This window comes from Streptomyces sp. NBC_01446 (assembly GCF_026340095.1).
GTDB classification, from domain to species: Bacteria; Actinomycetota; Actinomycetes; order Streptomycetales; family Streptomycetaceae; genus Streptomyces; species Streptomyces aureus.
In genome coordinates this window covers 1,707,391-1,722,979 of record NZ_JAPEPO010000001.1, presented here as the reverse complement: position 1 = coordinate 1,722,979, position 15,589 = coordinate 1,707,391, and the positions used below count along the sequence as shown (strand labels likewise).

The window sequence follows — 15,589 nt, the reverse complement described above, 5'->3', positions numbered from 1 at the left end:
TTCACCTGGGGAGAGGGAGAGCGATGCGCGCGATATCGCGTACGGCCTCGGTGGCGGCGACCGCCGTCGTCCTGGCCGTCACCGCGGCCCTGCCTACCGTGGCCGAACCACGGGGGGACGCCAAGAGACCTGTCGTCGGCAGCGAGGCGGCCGCGAAGGAGGGGGCGGGCTCCGTCGTCACCCTCGTCACGGGCGACCGGATCCTGGTGACCAAGGACGGCTCGGGCCACAGCGCGGCCACCGCGCTCCCCGGCGAGGACGGCACCGCCCCGCTCGTGCAGACCCGGACCTCGGGCAAGGACCTCTACGTCTACCCCGCGGGCGCCGTCAAGGCGATCGCCGACGGCCGCGTCGACGAGGAGCTCTTCAACGTCACGGGCCTCGTCCGCCAGGGCTACGACGACGCGCACAGCAAGACGCTGCCGCTCATCGCGGTCTACGACAAGTCCGTCGACGTCGCCCGCAGCGCGCCCGCCGCCCCGCGCGGCGCCGAGCGCGGCCTCGTGCTCGACCCCGTCGACGGCGTGGCGCTGAAGGCCGACAAGAAGAAGGCCGCCGACTTCTGGGCCGACGTCACCGACACCCGCTCCCGCGCCGCCGGCTCCCTCAAGAAGCTCTGGCTCGACGAGAAGATGCAGGCCAGCCTCGACCGGTCGACGAAGCAGGTGCACGCCCCCGAGGCGTGGGCCGCGGGCTACGACGGCAAGGGCACCAAGGTCGCCGTTCTCGACACCGGTGTCGACACCGACCACCCCGACCTCAAGGGGCGCGTCGCCGAGTCGAAGAACTTCACCGACTCCGACGACGCGGGCGACCACCAGGGCCACGGCACCCACACCACGTCAACCGTCGGCGGCACCGGCGCGGCGAGCGACGGCAAGGAGCGCGGCGTCGCCCCCGGCACCACGCTCCTCAACGGCAAGGTCCTCAACGACTCGGGCTCCGGCGCCACTTCGTGGATCATCGCCGGTATGCAGTGGGCCGTCGACCAAGGCGCCGACGTCGTCTCCATGAGCCTCGGCAACCCCGCGCAGACCGACTGCACCGACCCGATGGCCACCGCCACCGAAGAGCTCGCGCAGTCCTCGAAGAACACCCTCTTCGTCATCGCGGCGGGCAACACCGGTCCGGCGAACAACACGGTCTCCTCGCCCGGCTGCGCGCCGAGCGTCCTGACCGTCGGCGCCGTCGACGGCGCCGACGCCACCGCGAACTTCTCCAGCCGCGGCCCGGCCTACGGCTCTCACACCCTCAAGCCCGAGATCACCGCGCCCGGCGTCGCCATCTCGGCCGCCGCCGCGGGCGGCCGCGGCATCTACGCGTACCAGTCGATGAGCGGTACGTCGATGGCGACCCCGCACGTCGCGGGCGCCGCCGCCATCGTCAAGGAACGCCACCCCGACTGGAGCGCGCAGCAGATCAAGTCGGCCCTCGTGTCCTCCGCGGACGCAGCCATCCCCGGCGACGTGCGCGAGACCGGCGGTGGGCGCCTCGACGTGAAGGCCGCGATCGACGAGAAGGTGCTCGGCGCGAGCGCTGTCCAGGGCGGCAGCTTCAACTGGCCGCAGGACAGCAGCGACCGCACCACCGTCGACGTGCCGTACACCAACACCAGCGACAAGCCGGTGCGGTTGAGCCTGGACGTCGAGGGCATCACCGGCAACGACGGCTCTTCGGTCCACTCCGCGGTCGCGAAGCTCGGCGAGCGCACGGTCACCGTCCCGGCGGGCACGACCGTCAAGGTCCCCCTGAAGCTCGACCCCACGGCCTCGCTCAAGGCCGCCCAGTACGGCGACGTCACCGGCCGCGTGCTCGCCACCGCCGACGGCGTCGGCGTCTCCACGCCCTTCTCGCTGTACGTGCAGCCCGAGACGGTCACCCTCCGGGTCAAGCTCGTCGACCGCTCAGGCAAGCCCGCGGCCGGGCAGTCGTCCGTCGACCTGATCGGCACCGACGACGCCAGCGGCGAGCGCCGTTTCAACGAGGGCGCGGCCGACCAGACGTACCAGGTGCGTCCGGGCCGCTACTTCCTCTCCAGCTTCGTCGCCACACCCGACACCGAGGGCACCCTCGTCAACTCCCTTTCCTACCTGGCCCGTCCGCAGCTCGACGTCAAGAAGGACACCACCGTCGTCCTCGACGCGCGCAAGGCCGGCCGCCTCAAGGTGAACACCGACAAGGCGTCCGAAGCGCGGGGCACCACCCTCGGGTTCGCCCGCAGCTGGGACGACACCTGGCTGCACGCGGGCACCGCGTCGGGCAGCCGCTCCATCGCCGGGTACTACTCCGACGTCGAGGGCCGCGCCACGGACGGCACCTTCGAGTTCGACAGCTTCTGGCGTGCGGCGGCCCCGCAGATCTCCGAACTCGCCGTCGTCGGCGGGCAGAAGCTGCACCCGGTGACCGCCAACACCAGCTCCACGAACCTGGACGGAACCGGACAGGCACAGATCGTCGACGCCAAGGCCGGCACGCCCGAGGATCTGACGGCCGCCGGGGTCAAGGGCAAGATCGCGCTCGTGAAGCTGCCGGACACCGGCGCCGCCTCCACGGTCGCGTCGAACGCCAAGGCCGCCGGGGCCGTCGCGGTCATCGGCTACCGCGAGGCGGCGGGCCGCTGGTACCCCTCCACCGGCTACGTGGGCGGCGCCCTGCCCGTCCTCGGCCTGCCCACCGACGAGGCCACGGCCCTGCTCGGCAAGCTCGGCTCCGGCGAGGTCACGCTGCGCTGGAAGGCCACGGCGAAGAGCCCGTACCTCTACAACCTGGCCTTCCCGGAGACCGGCCCGATCGGCTCGGACCGCACCTACCGGGTCCGCGACAAGGACCTCGCCGCGAACAAGGCCACGTACCGCGCGATGGGCACGGCCACCGACTACCTCGACCTGCCCTCCGCCGCCCGGCCCTCCGGCCTCGTCGCGGGCAGCGGCGCCCTCGACACCGTCGCCGCGCCCTCGCAGCGCACCGAGTACTACTCGGCGGGCACCACCGGCTGGGGCCACCAGGTCTCCAGCAGCTTCCCGTGGGGCGAGTTCATGATCGACCCCGTGCGGACGTACAAGAAGGGGGAGCAGCGCACCGAGGAGTGGTACGGCGGCGTCCTCGCGCCGACGAGCCCGCTCGACGACAGCGGGCAGCAGGTGCTCGCCGCGGAGCGGCAGGGCAACCTCATCGGTGTCGCGCCCGGCTTCTGGGGAGACGGCGAACACCAGGGAGTCCAGGGCAGTTTCGGTGACATCGGCGGGGTGTCGCTCAAGCGTGACGGCGAGCTGATCGGCTCCAGCGGCTGGCCGTTCGGAGCGTTCACCGTCCCGGCCGACGACTCCGCGTACGAACTCACCCTGGAAACCCACAAGATCGGCTCCAAGGTCTGGAACCGCTCCACCGGGACCCTCACCACGTGGTCGTTCCGCTCGCACCTCGACGAGAACGTCTACTCGCAGGGCATCCCGCTGCTCTTCCCGCACCTGACCCTGCCCGAAGACGGCCTCAAGGCCCTCGCCGCGCAGGACGGCCAGCAGATCGGCCTGACCGCGACCGGGCACGCCGGCTACACGCCCGGTGACCTCACCAAGGTGTCCCTCGCGTACTCGTACGACGACGGCGTGACCTGGACCGAGGCGAAGACGGCCGAGCACGGCGGCAAGTGGACCGCGACCGTGAACCACGCGGGTGCCTCCGGCAAGCAGGTCACCCTGAAGGCCCAACTGACCGACGCCAAGGGAAACTCGGTCGAACAGACGGTGACGCGCGCCTACGACGTGCGCTGATCACCGAACGAGCCGGTCCGCCGGGCGTCCTTCCCGTGGGGGGTGGGGTCGTCCGGCGGACCTTTCGCGTGCTGGAATTTCCGGATGCCCGTTTTCGTACGGCCCGTGCGGTGGACAATAAGGGCATGAGCCAGCAGGGGGAGAGGAACTCCGGCCGACACGGTCAAGGCGACGACTGGTGGGGGCAGTTGTACGACGACTCCACCGACGACACGGGTCCGACCCCGGCCCCGGACACCCTCGACGACCGGTTCGCCTCGGCGTCGGGGACGGTGTCGGCGGGGCCTGAACGCGCCGATGAGCAGGCGCCGGTCGCGGAGCAGGTCCCGGAACGGGCGCCGGTCCCGGGGCAGGTCACTGGGCGGGCGCCGGTCCCCGAGCAGGTCGCTGGGCGGGCGCCGGTCCCGGAGCAGCGGATGGTGCCGCCACCGCCACCGCCACCGCCGCCGGCGCCCGCCCGGCCCGTGGACCCCCCGCCGCCTGCCCGGCCCGTGGGCGCCCCGCGCGCTCCCTGGGAACCCCCGGCGCACGCTCCGGGGCGCCCCCAGAGCTTTCCGCCCGGGCCGCCGCCGCCCGGCCACCGGCCACCGCCGCCCCCTCCCGCCGCCGCGCCGGACCTGCGCGCGCCCGACGCCGATGCGCCCGCCCCCGACGCCGGTCCCGGCGAGGACGCGGTCGTCGCCGAAGAGCCAGAGGCCCGCCCCGAACCGCCCGTCGTCCCCTACGTCGGCGACGGCCCGCCCACGTACGACGCCGAACCCACCGCGCTTCCGGCCGCCGACCCCGACACCCTCGACGACCTCGTCGCCGACACCGTCCTGGACGGCGCCAGGTACGGGACCTCCACCCTGCGCGCGGTGTCGGTGCGCGGCGACTCCGCGCGATACCGGGGCGAGCCCCGCCGCGACTGCCTGCTCACCGCCCGGTTCGGCACGGGCCCCGGCGCCCTCATCCTGGTCGCCATGGCCACCGGCGCCCGCGCCGCACCCGGAGCGCACCGCGCGGCGGCCGAGGCCTGCGACTGGATCGGCCGCGCCGTCGGCCGCAGTCACGCGAGGCTCGCCGAGGACATCCGCGCCGCCCACCGGGGCGACCTGAAGTCGGGCCTGCACCGCCTGACCGACCGGAGCCTCGGCAGACTCAGGGCGAGCGCCGCCGAGCAGGGCCTCGAACCGGAGGAGTACACGGCGAGCCTGCGCTGCCTCCTGCTGCCCGCCGACCCCGGCTGCCGCACCCGCGTGTTCTTCGGCGTCGGCGGGGGCGGCCTGTTCCGGCTGCGCGACGGCGAGTGGCAGGACATCGAGCCGCAGGTCTCCGAGGCGTCGGGCGCCCCCGTCGTCGGCTACGGCTCGCCGAAGCCGGAGACCCCTGACGGCGACCGCCTGACCATGGACCTAGGGATCACCACGCCCCCGAGCCCGTACGAGCCGGCGCCCGAACAGCCCCGCGACCCGTTCCGCTTCCGTGCCTCCGTCGCCCGCCCGGGTGACACGCTCCTGCTGTGCACGGCGGGCCTGGCCGAGCCCCTGCGCGGCGAGCCGGAGCTGTCCGGGCACCTCACGCGCCGCTGGGACGGGAGCGGCCCGCCCGGCCTCACGGCGTTCCTCGCGGACACCCAGGTACGGGTCAAGGGGTACGCGGACGACCGCACGGCCGCCGCCGTTTGGGAGGCGTAACCGCGCCCGCTGTGGATTCATGGGACCACGAGTATCCCGAATGTCCTCAGGACCCGGTTTGTGAAGGGGCGCGTGAGTCATGGCCAAGCAGAACGTCGCCGAGCAGTTCGTCGACATCCTCGTCCGCGCGGGCGTCAAGCGCATGTACGGCGTCGTCGGCGACAGCCTGAACCCGGTCGTCGACGCGATCCGCCGCAACTCCGCGATCGACTGGATCCACGTACGGCACGAGGAGACCGCCGCGTTCGCCGCCGGGGCGGAGGCGCAGATCACCGGGAAGATGACGTCCTGCGCCGGCTCCTGCGGGCCCGGCAATCTGCACCTCATCAACGGGCTCTACGACGCCCACCGCTCCATGGCCCCGGTCCTCGCCCTCGCCTCGCACATCCCGTCGAGCGAGATCGGCCTCGGCTACTTCCAGGAGACCCACCCCGACCGGCTCTTCCAGGAGTGCTCGCACTACAGCGAGATGATCTCCAACCCGCAGCAGATGCCGCGTGTCCTGCAGACGGCGATCCAGCACGCGGTCGGCCAGTCGGGCGTCAGCGTCGTCACGCTGCCCGGAGACGTCGCCGACCGGCCCGCCCCCGAGAAGTCGGTCGAGACGGCGATCGTCACGTCCCGGCCGACCATCCGCCCCGGCGACACCGAGATCGACCGGCTCGTCGAGATGATCGACGACGCCGCCAAGGTCACCCTCTTCTGCGGCAGCGGCACCGCGGGCGCGCACGCCGAGGTCATGGAGTTCGCCGAGAAGATCAAGTCGCCGGTCGGGCACGCCCTGCGCGGCAAGGAATGGATTCAGTACGACAACCCCTTCGATGTCGGCATGAGCGGGCTGCTCGGGTACGGCGCCGCGTACGAGGCGACGCACGAGTGCGATCTGCTCATCCTGCTCGGCACGGACTTCCCGTACAACGCGTTCCTGCCGCAGAAGGACGTGAAGATCGTCCAGGTCGACGTCAGGCCCGAGCACCTCGGCCGGCGCTCGAAGCTGGACCTCGCCGTGTGGGGCGACGTGCGCGAGACGCTGCGCTGTCTGACCCCGCGCGTGGAGCCGAAGACGAACCGGCGCTTCCTCGACAAGATGCTGAAGAAGCACGCGGACACCCTCGAAGGCGTCATCAAGGCGTACACGAAGAAGGTCGAGAAGCACGTCCCGATCCACCCCGAGTACGTCGCCTCCGTGCTGGACGAACTCGCCGCCGAAGACGCCGTGTTCACGGTCGACACCGGCATGTGCAATGTGTGGGCGGCGCGCTACATCTCGCCCAACGGCCGCCGCCGTGTGATCGGTTCGTTCTCGCACGGCTCCATGGCCAACGCGCTGCCGATGGCGATCGGCGCCCAGTTCGTCGACCGGAACCGCCAGGTTGTGTCGATGTCGGGTGACGGCGGGTTCTCCATGCTGATGGGCGACTTCCTGACCCTCGTCCAGTACGACCTGCCGGTCAAGGTCGTCCTCTTCAACAACTCCTCCCTCGGAATGGTCGAGTTGGAGATGCTAGTGGCCGGGCTCCCGTCGTACGGGACGACGAACAAGAACCCCGACTTCGCGGCCGTAGCCCGCGCGTGCGGCGCGTACGGGGTGCGCGTGGAGAAGCCGAAACAGCTCGCAGGGGCCCTGAAGGACGCCTTCAAGCACAAGGGCCCCGCCCTCGTCGACATCGTCACCGACCCCAACGCCCTGTCGATCCCGCCCAGGATCAGCGCCGAGATGGTGACGGGCTTCGCGCTCTCCGCCTCCAAGATCGTCCTGGACGGCGGCGTCGGCCGCATGGTCCAGATGGCCCGCTCCAACATCCGCAACGTGCCGCGCCCGTAGCACCGCCGGGCCGCGACTTCATTGGTGGATGAATCCACAGGAGTGCGGACATGCGTGCGGGGCATGCATTCCCGTGTACGCGTTCGAGCATGGTCGCAGGAGAAGGGGCAAGGTCATCGGCGTGCGGGCGGGGGTCATGAAACGGCTGGTACGAGGGCGCGTTCCCACCACGGTGGCCGGACGCTCCCCAACGGAGGAAGCGCCAGGGACCGACGGGGCGGCGAACGACGGCACAACGGACAACAGCACGACGGACGACGGCGGAGGCGCGCTGCTGAGGCGCACGCTGGGGCGGTCCGACCTGCGGGCGGTGCCCGAGGCGAGGCGCGCACTGCGCGAACTCCTGGACGAGTGGGGCCCGCCGGAGAGGTCGCAGACCGCGGAGCTGCTCACCAGCGAACTGGTGACGAACGCCCTCGTGCACACCGACCACGACGCAGTCCTCACGGCCACCGTCGGGCCCAAGAGGCTCCGGGTGGAGGTCAGGGACTTCGTGGGGCGCAGGCCGAGGCTGCGCGTACCGGTCGCCGACGACGGTACGAACGGCCGGGGCCTCGTCCTGGTGCAGTCCCTCGCGGACGCCTGGGGCGTACGGGCCCTGGGCGTGGGCAAGGTGGTCTGGTTCGAACTGGACGGCGGCCCCGCGTGACACCGCGGGACCGCCGCCCGGAACGGCACGCCCGCCCGGCCGAACTCCCTTCGGACGCCCCCTAGCCGAATTGCTGCTCGAGGTCCTTGAGCTTCTGCTCCAGTGAGTCGAGCCGCGGCAGGGCCTGGGTGTCGTCCTCCGCCGTGAGGTCGACCGTGACGGGCTTGCCGGCTTCAGGACCGCCTCTGACGGCCTGGAGGGAGGGACGCGCGCGCAGCGGGAGCTGTTCCTGGGGTGAGGGCGGCGGGTCCTCCGATATGGCAGGCTCCGAGCCCACCGGCCCCGCGCCGGCCCCCGCGGAGACGGCGGCCTGCACGTCCACCTGGCGCCCTCCGCGCCCGCCGAGCGTGGGGTGGCCCCGGCTGATCGCCTTGAGCTGGGCCCGCTCCAGCTTCTCGTGCTCGCGCCTGCGCAGCCGGGTCTGCTCCTTCTCGCGCTTGTCCTCCCGCACCTCGTCCACCGCCTCGTCCAGGGTGCGCACACCCTCGAGCAGCATCAGCGACCAGGCGCCGTACGTCTCGCGGGGAGCACGCAGCCACCGCACGATCCGGATCTGCGGCAACGGCCTTGGCACCAGGCCCTGTTCACGCAGGGCCGCGCGGCGCGTCTGCTTCAGCGCGCGGTCGAAGAGGACCGCGGCCGACAGTGACATGCCGGCGAAGAAGTGCGGGGCGCCCGCGTGGCTGATGCCGCGCGGCGCGTGCACCCAGTTGAACCAGGCGGCGGCACCCGCGAAGGTCCACACGAGTATGCGGGAGCCGAGCGCCGCGTCGCCGTGGCTCGCCTCGCGCACCGCGAGCACGGAGCAGAACATGGCCGCGCCGTCGAGGCCGAACGGGACGAGGTACTCCCAGCCCCCGGACAGGTTCAGGTTCTGCTGGCCGAAGCCGACAAGCCCGTGGAAGGAGAGTGCGGCGGCCACGGCGGCGCAGCAGAACAGCAGCAGGTAGGACGCCGTGCCGTAGACGGCCTCCTTGCGCCGGCGGCGTTCCTCGCTGCGCTCCCACGAGTCGTCGGACGATGCGGCCGCTCTTTCCCCGGCGCGCTTGCTGCGCGCGAGGACCGCCACCGCCGCCAGCAGGCCCAGGAGCAGCACGGCGCCGGGAAGCAGCCAGTCCAGCGATATGTCGGTCAGTCTCATCTGGGGTCCCTTGCGTCGCGGTAGGGCTTTTCGGCCGCCATATTGGCTCAAGGCCACCGGTGCGCAAGGAGTTTCGGGACAAGAGAACGCCATTGGAGTGCGAGGGGGCGTATGAAGCGGGCATGCGCTCGAACTCCCTTAATAATGAGGGAAGTTGAGTTCGAATTGCGTCACCCGAAAGGGTGGTTCATGGCGAGGGGGTTGCCGTCGTCGCGTTCAGGCGGTTGCGCTCAGCCTCGCCACGCGGTCCGCGTCGCAGGTGCGGGGGCACGTCACGCAGGTGTCCTCGGGGCGCAGCGTGTAGAAGAGGCAGCAGCTCGCCCGGTCGCGGGTCGGCAGCGACTGCCCCTCGGGGCCGGTGAGTTCACGGAACGCGGGCTTGCCGACGTACGGCTTCGTCGCGCCGGGCAGCAGCAGTTCGAGCTCCCGCATCGCCCGGCGCTCCTCGCCGAGCAGGTGGGCGATGTACCAGAGGCCCTCGACGATCTCGTCCGTCGCCATGCCCCACAGGGCGCGCGGGCCCCGTCGCATCCGCGGTCCGAATCCGGTGAGCACCGGGCCCAGGTGGTCGGCGACGGCCGCGCGCACCTCGGCCCGCAGCGCCTCCTCGTCCGGCACGACATGGGCGCCGGGCAGTGCGGCGGCCGGGTCGCCCGGCAGGCAGGCGAAGTCGGTGACGCGTACGGCCATCCGTCCCAGCGTGCGCTGGAAGGCGACGTTCGTCACGGGGAGGCGCGGGACGCGGCGGTCCAGGAACCACGGCACCGTGACCAGCAGGCAGGCGGGCCATGCGTAGCGGTGCAGGCCGAAGCCGGCGACGACGTCCGGGCGGGCCTGCTGCCCGTAGTCCTTGAGCACCTGCGCGTTGTCCCACGCGAGGAACGCGTCGAGGGCGGGTCCGCCCTCCGCGAGCCGGGCGGCGGCGACCCAGCCGCTGCTCTGAGGGGGCTGCTCGGTCTCGGCGAGCTCTGTGATCCGCAGGCCCGTGAACACCTCGGTCAGCCGGGTGTACGCGGGCGTGAGCGCGCTGGTGGCCACGGGGGCCGATGCGGGAAAAGGCATGCAGGGGACCACCGAATCGCGATCGTTTGCAGGTAAGCCTTACCTTACCCGAACGGTCGGGGGTTTGAACTGAGGGCCCAGCGGCCTATCGTTCTGCGTTGGACGAATTCCGCGGATTACCGACGACCGGGGAGGACCTGGGTGGAGCAGGCCAGAACGCGCGCCGACAGCGCCGCCTCAGGGCTGCCCGCGGGCGTTCCCGAGCAGCGGGGCACCGCCGGGTGGCATCAGGTGCCCGAGCAGACCCGGGGCGAGCACACCCACAGCGAGACGCCGCTGCCGCCGCGCCCCCGCGTCGAGCGGACCTCCGTGCGCGGGCAGGTGCTCGACGCGTTGCGCACCGCGCTCGTCGACGGCGAGCTCGTGCCCGGCGAGGTCTACTCCGCGCCCGCCCTCGGGGACGGCCTCGGCGTCTCGGCCACGCCCGTCCGCGAGGCGATGCAGCAGCTGGCCCGCGAAGGCGCCGTCGAGGTCGTGCCGAACCGCGGCTTCCGCGTCACCGAGCGCAGCGCCCGCGAGCTCGCCGAGCTGGCCGAGGTGCGGGCGCTGATCGAGGTGCCCGTGGTGCTGCGACTCGCCCGTACGGTGCCGGTGGCGCGCTGGGCCGAGCTGCGGCCCCTGGCCGACGCGACGGCCGTCGCGGCCGCCGGCGGCGACCGTGCGCACTACGCGGAGACGGACCGCGCCTTCCACCGCGCGATGCTCGCCCTCAGTGGCAACGCACAGCTCGTCCAGGTCGCCGACGACCTGCACCGCCGCTCGCAGTGGCCCCTGCCCGGCGGCGGACCGCTGTCCCGCCGCGCCGACCTGGTGGCCGACGCCGCGGAACACATGGCACTCCTCGCGGCACTGGAGGCCCAGGACCTCACGGTGGTACAGGCCCTGGTGCGGGAGCACTTCGCCGGGTCGGCGGACTAGGGCCTCCAACAGGCCCCCTGGATCGTCAGGCTCCTGGATCGTCAGGCCTTTGGATCGTCAGGCCGCCGTCGGCAAGTGCTCCGCCAGCCACGTCGGGACGCCGCCCAGGAGGCGGAACAGGCGGGACGCCTCCGCGCGCAGCCGTGCGGCCGCCTCCGGATCGGGCTCCGCCTCCGCCAGGGACGCCAGCGCGGGGGCCGTGCCGACCAGGTAGCCGAGCTCCTCGCGGATGCGCAGCGACTCGGCGAAACCGTGCCGCGCCTCCGCCAACTCGCCGTCGCGCAGGGCGAGTCCGGCCAGATGGCGCCAGGTGAAGGAGAGCAGCAGCGGATCGGGGTGCGCCGTCGCGCCCGCGTGGGCCCTGCGGTACGCGGCCCTGGCCGCCTGCGGCGAGTCGGACAGGTTCTCCGCCATCAGGCCGCGCCGGAAGTCGAGCAGGGCGCGTCCCGGGGCGCCGGGCGGGAGCAGCGCGGCGGCCCTGCCGAGCGCGGAGCGCGCCTCGTCGGCCCGGTCACGTATCCCCAACAGCGTTGCCGAGTAAGCGAGTTGGCCGCGCTCGCAGGCCGCGGCGCCGCGTTCGCCGTCGTTGTGGGCCAGGGCCTCGGCGGCGCGCAGCGCGTCCTCCGCGGCGGCCCAGCCCTGCTCGGTGTAGAGGCAGCGCTCCCCGAGCAGCGCGGCCCGCTGGAGCGCGGCCCCCGCGTCCGTCGCGGCGAGCCGCTCGAGCAGCGCGGCCGCGTCGGTCCAGCAGGCGCGCGAGCGCAGCCGCCATACCGCGGTCTGGAGTGGATCGTCCCCTGCAGTCGTTCCGGAACCAGACATGGCGGTATGCGCCACGTTGCCCTCCCCGAGCACACCATTGAGCCGAGCTGTCGTGCGCGCATCTCAGCATGGATGTGCGCACTCGGCCAAGGGGGTAGGTGAAAGATTTCACAAACGCATGGGGTGGCGGGCGGGGTTCGAAACACCCCTCGGGGGGCCCGAGTTCAGCTCATACGCAGGGCCAGGAAGAAGTCCAGCTTGTCCTCGAGCCGGGAGAGATCGCGGTTGGTGAGCTGTTCGATCCGTCCGACGCGGTAGCGCAGCGTGTTGACGTGGAGGTGCAGGCGGCTCGCACAGCGCGTCCACGAACCGTCGCAGTCGAGGAACGCCTCCAGGGTCGGGATGAGCTCGGCGCGGTGCTTGCGGTCGTAGTCGCGCAGCGGGTCGAGGAGGCGGGCCGTGAAGGCGCGGCGCACGTCGTCCGGGACGAACGGCAGCAGCAGGACGTGCGAGGCCAGCTCCTGGTGGCCCGCGGCGCACACGCGCCCGGTGCGGGCCGCGGCGACGCGCCGGGCGTGCCGGGCCTCCTCCAGGGCCCCGCGCAGCCCCTCCGCCGAGTGCACGGCGGCGCTGACGCCCAGCGTGAGCCGGCCGTCGTCCGCGAGGCCCGCCGTCAGCGGGTCGCGTACGGAGTCCAGGAGCGCGTCGGCGTGCAGCCCCGTCTCCGCCCCGTCGTGCTCGTCCGGCACGGCGGGCAGCGGCACCAGGGCGATGGCCTCGTCGCCGTTGTGGGCGACGGCGATACGGTCGGAGGGCTCGGGCCCGGCCGACAGGGGGTCGACGAGGATCTCCTCCAGGAGCGACTGGGCGACCGGGCCGCCCTCGATGTCGCCGCCGTCCCACTCGACCTTCGCCACGATGACCTGCCAGTGCGGGGCGGCGCCGAGGCCGGGGAGCAGCACGGGCGCGGCGACGCGCAGGCGTGCGGCGATCTCGGCGGGGGCGGCGCCCGTCTGGACCAGTTCGAGGACCTCCTGTGCGAGCCGGCGGCGCACGGTGCGGGCCGCGTCGCGCCGGTCGCGCTCGACGGCGATCAGCTGGGTCACGCCCTGGAGCAGGTCGAGTCGCTCCTCGGGCCAGTCGCTCGCGTCCGCCTCGACGGCGAGCAGCCAGTCGGACAGGACCGTCTCGCGCACGTCGCGGGAGGCGGGCGTCGCGCCGCGGCCCGCGCTGCGGATCGGGAAGAGCGAGTACGTCGTGCCTCCCGACCCGTCGCCCGGCCGTCGCCCCTCATCGAGACGCTTAGCGCCGCCCCCCTCGATCGTCACCCGGTGCGGTCCGCGCCGCCCGGTGCGCGTGGCCGCCAGGTGCTCGGCCGCCAGGCGGGCGCACACGGCGGCGGGCAGCTCGGGGCCCGCAGCGCTCGACCCGGCGATGGCCCGGCCCGCGGGGGAGAGCACCCAGGCGCGCAGGTCGAGGTCGGTGCCCAGGAGGTCCAGGACCACGTCGGGGCCGCCGCCCGCCGGGCCGGACGTCATGAGGCGCCGGTGCCGGTCGACGACGGCAGCCAGGTCGCCGGCCCGTTCGCCCGAGACCTGGCGCACGACGTGCTCGGTGACCGTCGCGAAGGCGACGGACTCGTTCACCGCGAACAGCGGGAGCCGGTGGCGCGCGCACGCCTCGACGATGTCGTCGGGGATGGCCCCGAGCTCCGCCTCGCCGGCCGCGAGCGCGGCCACGCCGGCCGTCGCGAGGATGCGGACGAACGGTTCGGCGTCCGCCGCGTTGCGGCGCCACGCGAGTCCGGTGAGGACCAGCTCGCCGCCGGACAGGTAGCGGCTGGGGTCCCGCAGGTCCGTGGTCATCACACCGCGCACGGTGCGGTCCAGTTCGTCCTCGCCGCCGAGCAGCCTGAGGCCCAGCGCGTCTGTATCAAGTAGGGCGCGCAGCCGCATCTCATTGCCGCCGATCTGTCTCGAAGATTGTGCTTGTCTGAAGGTGAGGCGGCCGGGGCCGCTCCCCGGATACCGCGTCCGTGTTGCGCGTGGTTCTGCGTTTCCAGGGGAAAGCGGTGAGGTTTCCGGTGACCGCCGTTTATATGAATCTACAAGACGTCCCGGTTGGCCAGCCAACTCCTTCATGGTTTCCGTGACTGACCACGGCGGAGTGCCGCGCTGTGTACTGAGCCCACTCCACGTAAACAGCACATGAACGAGCCTTCGAGGTCCGCACATCCCGTGGCTCGATCCGTTCGAACGACCGACCACGAGATCACGAAGAAGAGAGCCGCTCATGGACTTCCTTCGCCCCGCCAGCTGGGAGGAGGCGCTCGCCGCCAAGGCCGAGCACCCCACCGCTGTGCCGCTCGCGGGTGGCACCGATGTGATGGTCGAGATCAACTTCGACCACCGGCGCCCCGAGTACCTCCTTGACCTGAACCGCATCGGGGAGCTCGGCGAATGGGAGGTCGGACAGGACACCGTCCGTCTCGGCGCCTCCGTCCCCTACACCAAGATCATGCAGAATCTGCGCGCCGAGCTGCCCGGCCTGGCCCTGGCCTCGCACACGGTGGCCTCGCCGCAGATCCGCAACCGCGGCGGCGTCGGGGGCAACCTCGGCACCGCGTCGCCCGCCGGTGACGCCCACCCCGCGCTCCTCGCCGCCGACTGCGAGGTCGAGGTGGAGTCCGTACGCGGCTCCCGCCGCATCCCGATCGACGCGTTCTACACCGGTGTGAAGCGCAACGCGCTCGCCCCCGACGAGCTGATCAGGGCCGTCCACATCAAGAAGGCCGACGGCCCGCAGCAGTACTCCAAGGTCGGCACGCGCAACGCGATGGTCATCGCCGTGTGCGCCTTCGGCCTGGCGCTGCACCCCGAGACCCGTACGGTCCGCACCGGCATCGGCTCGGCCGCGCCGACCCCGGTCCGTGCCAAGGCCGCCGAGGAGTTCCTGAACGCGGCGCTCGAAGAGGGCGGCTTCTGGGACAACGGCAAGATCATCACCCCTTCGGTCGCCAAGCAGTTCGCGGACCTCTGTTCGGCCGCCTGCAACCCGATCGACGACGTCCGGGGCACCGCGAGCTACCGCCGGCACGCCGTCGGCATCATGGCCCGCCGCACTCTGACGTGGACCTGGGAGTCGTACCGCGGCACCGCCGCAAGCACGGAGGGAGTCGCGTAATGCGCGTCAATTTCACGGTCAACGGCCGTCAGCAGGAAGCCGACGACGTGTGGGAGGGCGAGAGCCTCCTGTACGTCCTGCGTGAGCGCATGGGCCTGCCCGGCTCCAAGAACGCCTGCGAGCAGGGCGAGTGCGGTTCCTGCACCGTCCGCCTCGACGGCGTGCCGGTCTGTTCGTGCCTGGTCGCGGCCGGCCAGGTCGAGGGCCGCGACGTCGTCACCGTCGAGGGCCTCGCCGACTTCGCCAGGCAGCGCGCACAGCACGGGGGCTGCGCGAGCGGCGCCTGCGGCGACGACGCGGGCAAGGCGGGCACCTCCCTCCAGGACGCCCAGCAGTGGCAGTCCAAGCCGAGCGACTCGCAGACCGGCGAGGGCGACGAGCTCTCTCCGATCCAGCAGGCGTTCATCGACGCCGGAGCCGTCCAGTGCGGCTTCTGCACCCCCGGCCTGCTCGTCGCGGCCGACGAGATGCTGGAGCACAACCCGAGCCCGACCGACGCGGACATCCGCGAGGCGCTCTCCGGCAACCTCTGCCGCTGCACCGGCTACGAGAAGATCATGGACGCGGTCCGCCTCGCGGCCGCCCGTCAGTCTGAGGCGGTCTGAC

At 72.5% G+C, this 15,589-nt stretch carries 11 protein-coding genes; 7 read left to right on the top strand and 4 right to left on the bottom strand.

The window, feature by feature from the left end; translation table 11 throughout:
* The first annotated feature begins 23 nt into the window (after positions 1-23).
* The 4 genes from OG456_RS07740 (at position 24) to OG456_RS07725 (ending at position 7,920) form a co-directional block, all read left to right on the top strand.
* On the top strand, positions 24-3,770 hold the full coding sequence (locus OG456_RS07740; protein ID WP_266558535.1) for a S8 family serine peptidase: 3,747 nt from the start codon (positions 24-26) through the stop codon (positions 3,768-3,770).
* A 125-nt stretch (positions 3,771-3,895) separates the two neighbouring features.
* A complete protein-coding gene (locus OG456_RS07735) occupies positions 3,896-5,446 on the top strand; it encodes a protein phosphatase 2C domain-containing protein (RefSeq protein ID WP_266558533.1) in 1,551 nt (516 codons plus the stop codon).
* Between the two features lie 79 nt (positions 5,447-5,525).
* Positions 5,526-7,271: a pyruvate dehydrogenase gene (locus tag OG456_RS07730; protein ID WP_266558531.1), complete on the top strand. Its 1,746-nt coding sequence runs from the start codon at positions 5,526-5,528 to the stop codon at positions 7,269-7,271.
* Between the two features lie 136 nt (positions 7,272-7,407).
* Positions 7,408-7,920, top strand: a complete 513-nt coding sequence (locus OG456_RS07725) for an ATP-binding protein (RefSeq protein WP_266558529.1) — start codon at positions 7,408-7,410, stop codon at positions 7,918-7,920.
* Between the two features lie 61 nt (positions 7,921-7,981).
* On the opposite strand, the gene OG456_RS07720 is transcribed toward OG456_RS07725, so the two are convergent.
* Together OG456_RS07720 and OG456_RS07715 are read right to left on the bottom strand one after the other, a co-directional pair.
* The gene (locus tag OG456_RS07720; RefSeq protein WP_266558527.1) at positions 7,982-9,061 is read right to left on the bottom strand and encodes a DUF2637 domain-containing protein; all 1,080 of its coding nucleotides are present in this window, start codon (positions 9,059-9,061) and stop codon (positions 7,982-7,984) included.
* Between the two features lie 216 nt (positions 9,062-9,277).
* The gene (locus tag OG456_RS07715) at positions 9,278-10,123 is read right to left on the bottom strand and encodes a (2Fe-2S)-binding protein (RefSeq protein WP_266558525.1); all 846 of its coding nucleotides are present in this window, start codon (positions 10,121-10,123) and stop codon (positions 9,278-9,280) included.
* 183 nt (positions 10,124-10,306) lie between these two features.
* Here OG456_RS07715 and OG456_RS07710 point away from each other — a divergent pair, with 183 nt between their 5' ends.
* Positions 10,307-11,041 (top strand): GntR family transcriptional regulator, encoded by a 735-nt coding sequence (locus tag OG456_RS07710; protein WP_266569109.1) that lies wholly within the window; start codon positions 10,307-10,309, stop codon positions 11,039-11,041.
* 57 nt (positions 11,042-11,098) lie between these two features.
* Here OG456_RS07710 and OG456_RS07705 read toward each other — a convergent pair whose 3' ends face one another.
* Together OG456_RS07705 and OG456_RS07700 are read right to left on the bottom strand one after the other, a co-directional pair.
* Complete coding sequence (locus OG456_RS07705; RefSeq protein ID WP_266558523.1) at positions 11,099-11,860, bottom strand: hypothetical protein; 762 nt, start codon at positions 11,858-11,860, stop codon at positions 11,099-11,101.
* 164 nt (positions 11,861-12,024) lie between these two features.
* The gene (locus tag OG456_RS07700) at positions 12,025-13,755 is read right to left on the bottom strand and encodes a PucR family transcriptional regulator (RefSeq protein ID WP_266558521.1); all 1,731 of its coding nucleotides are present in this window, start codon (positions 13,753-13,755) and stop codon (positions 12,025-12,027) included.
* Positions 13,756-14,092: 337 nt separating this feature from the next.
* Here OG456_RS07700 and OG456_RS07695 point away from each other — a divergent pair, with 337 nt between their 5' ends.
* Positions 14,093-14,983: a xanthine dehydrogenase family protein subunit M gene (locus tag OG456_RS07695; protein ID WP_116508363.1), complete on the top strand. Its 891-nt coding sequence runs from the start codon at positions 14,093-14,095 to the stop codon at positions 14,981-14,983.
* A complete protein-coding gene (locus OG456_RS07690; protein ID WP_266558518.1) occupies positions 14,983-15,588 on the top strand; it encodes a (2Fe-2S)-binding protein in 606 nt (201 codons plus the stop codon). The genes OG456_RS07695 and OG456_RS07690 overlap by 1 nt, the downstream gene beginning before the upstream one ends.
* The last annotated feature ends 1 nt before the right edge of the window (position 15,589 follow it).

What these genes read in the sequence shown, in the direction of transcription:
- OG456_RS07740 (WP_266558535.1), top strand. Translation starts at nt 24, where the DNA reads ATGCGCGCGATATCGCGTACGGCCTCGGTGGCGGCGACCGCCGTCGTC.
- OG456_RS07735 (WP_266558533.1), top strand. Translation starts at nt 3,896, where the DNA reads ATGAGCCAGCAGGGGGAGAGGAACTCCGGCCGACACGGTCAAGGCGAC.
- OG456_RS07730 (WP_266558531.1), top strand. Translation starts at nt 5,526, where the DNA reads ATGGCCAAGCAGAACGTCGCCGAGCAGTTCGTCGACATCCTCGTCCGC.
- OG456_RS07725 (WP_266558529.1), top strand. Translation starts at nt 7,408, where the DNA reads ATGAAACGGCTGGTACGAGGGCGCGTTCCCACCACGGTGGCCGGACGC.
- OG456_RS07720 (WP_266558527.1), bottom strand. Translation starts at nt 9,061, where the DNA reads ATGAGACTGACCGACATATCGCTGGACTGGCTGCTTCCCGGCGCCGTG.
- OG456_RS07715 (WP_266558525.1), bottom strand. Translation starts at nt 10,123, where the DNA reads ATGCCTTTTCCCGCATCGGCCCCCGTGGCCACCAGCGCGCTCACGCCC.
- OG456_RS07705 (WP_266558523.1), bottom strand. Translation starts at nt 11,860, where the DNA reads ATGTCTGGTTCCGGAACGACTGCAGGGGACGATCCACTCCAGACCGCG.
- OG456_RS07700 (WP_266558521.1), bottom strand. Translation starts at nt 13,755, where the DNA reads ATGCGGCTGCGCGCCCTACTTGATACAGACGCGCTGGGCCTCAGGCTG.
- OG456_RS07695 (WP_116508363.1), top strand. Translation starts at nt 14,093, where the DNA reads ATGGACTTCCTTCGCCCCGCCAGCTGGGAGGAGGCGCTCGCCGCCAAG.
- OG456_RS07690 (WP_266558518.1), top strand. Translation starts at nt 14,983, where the DNA reads ATGCGCGTCAATTTCACGGTCAACGGCCGTCAGCAGGAAGCCGACGAC.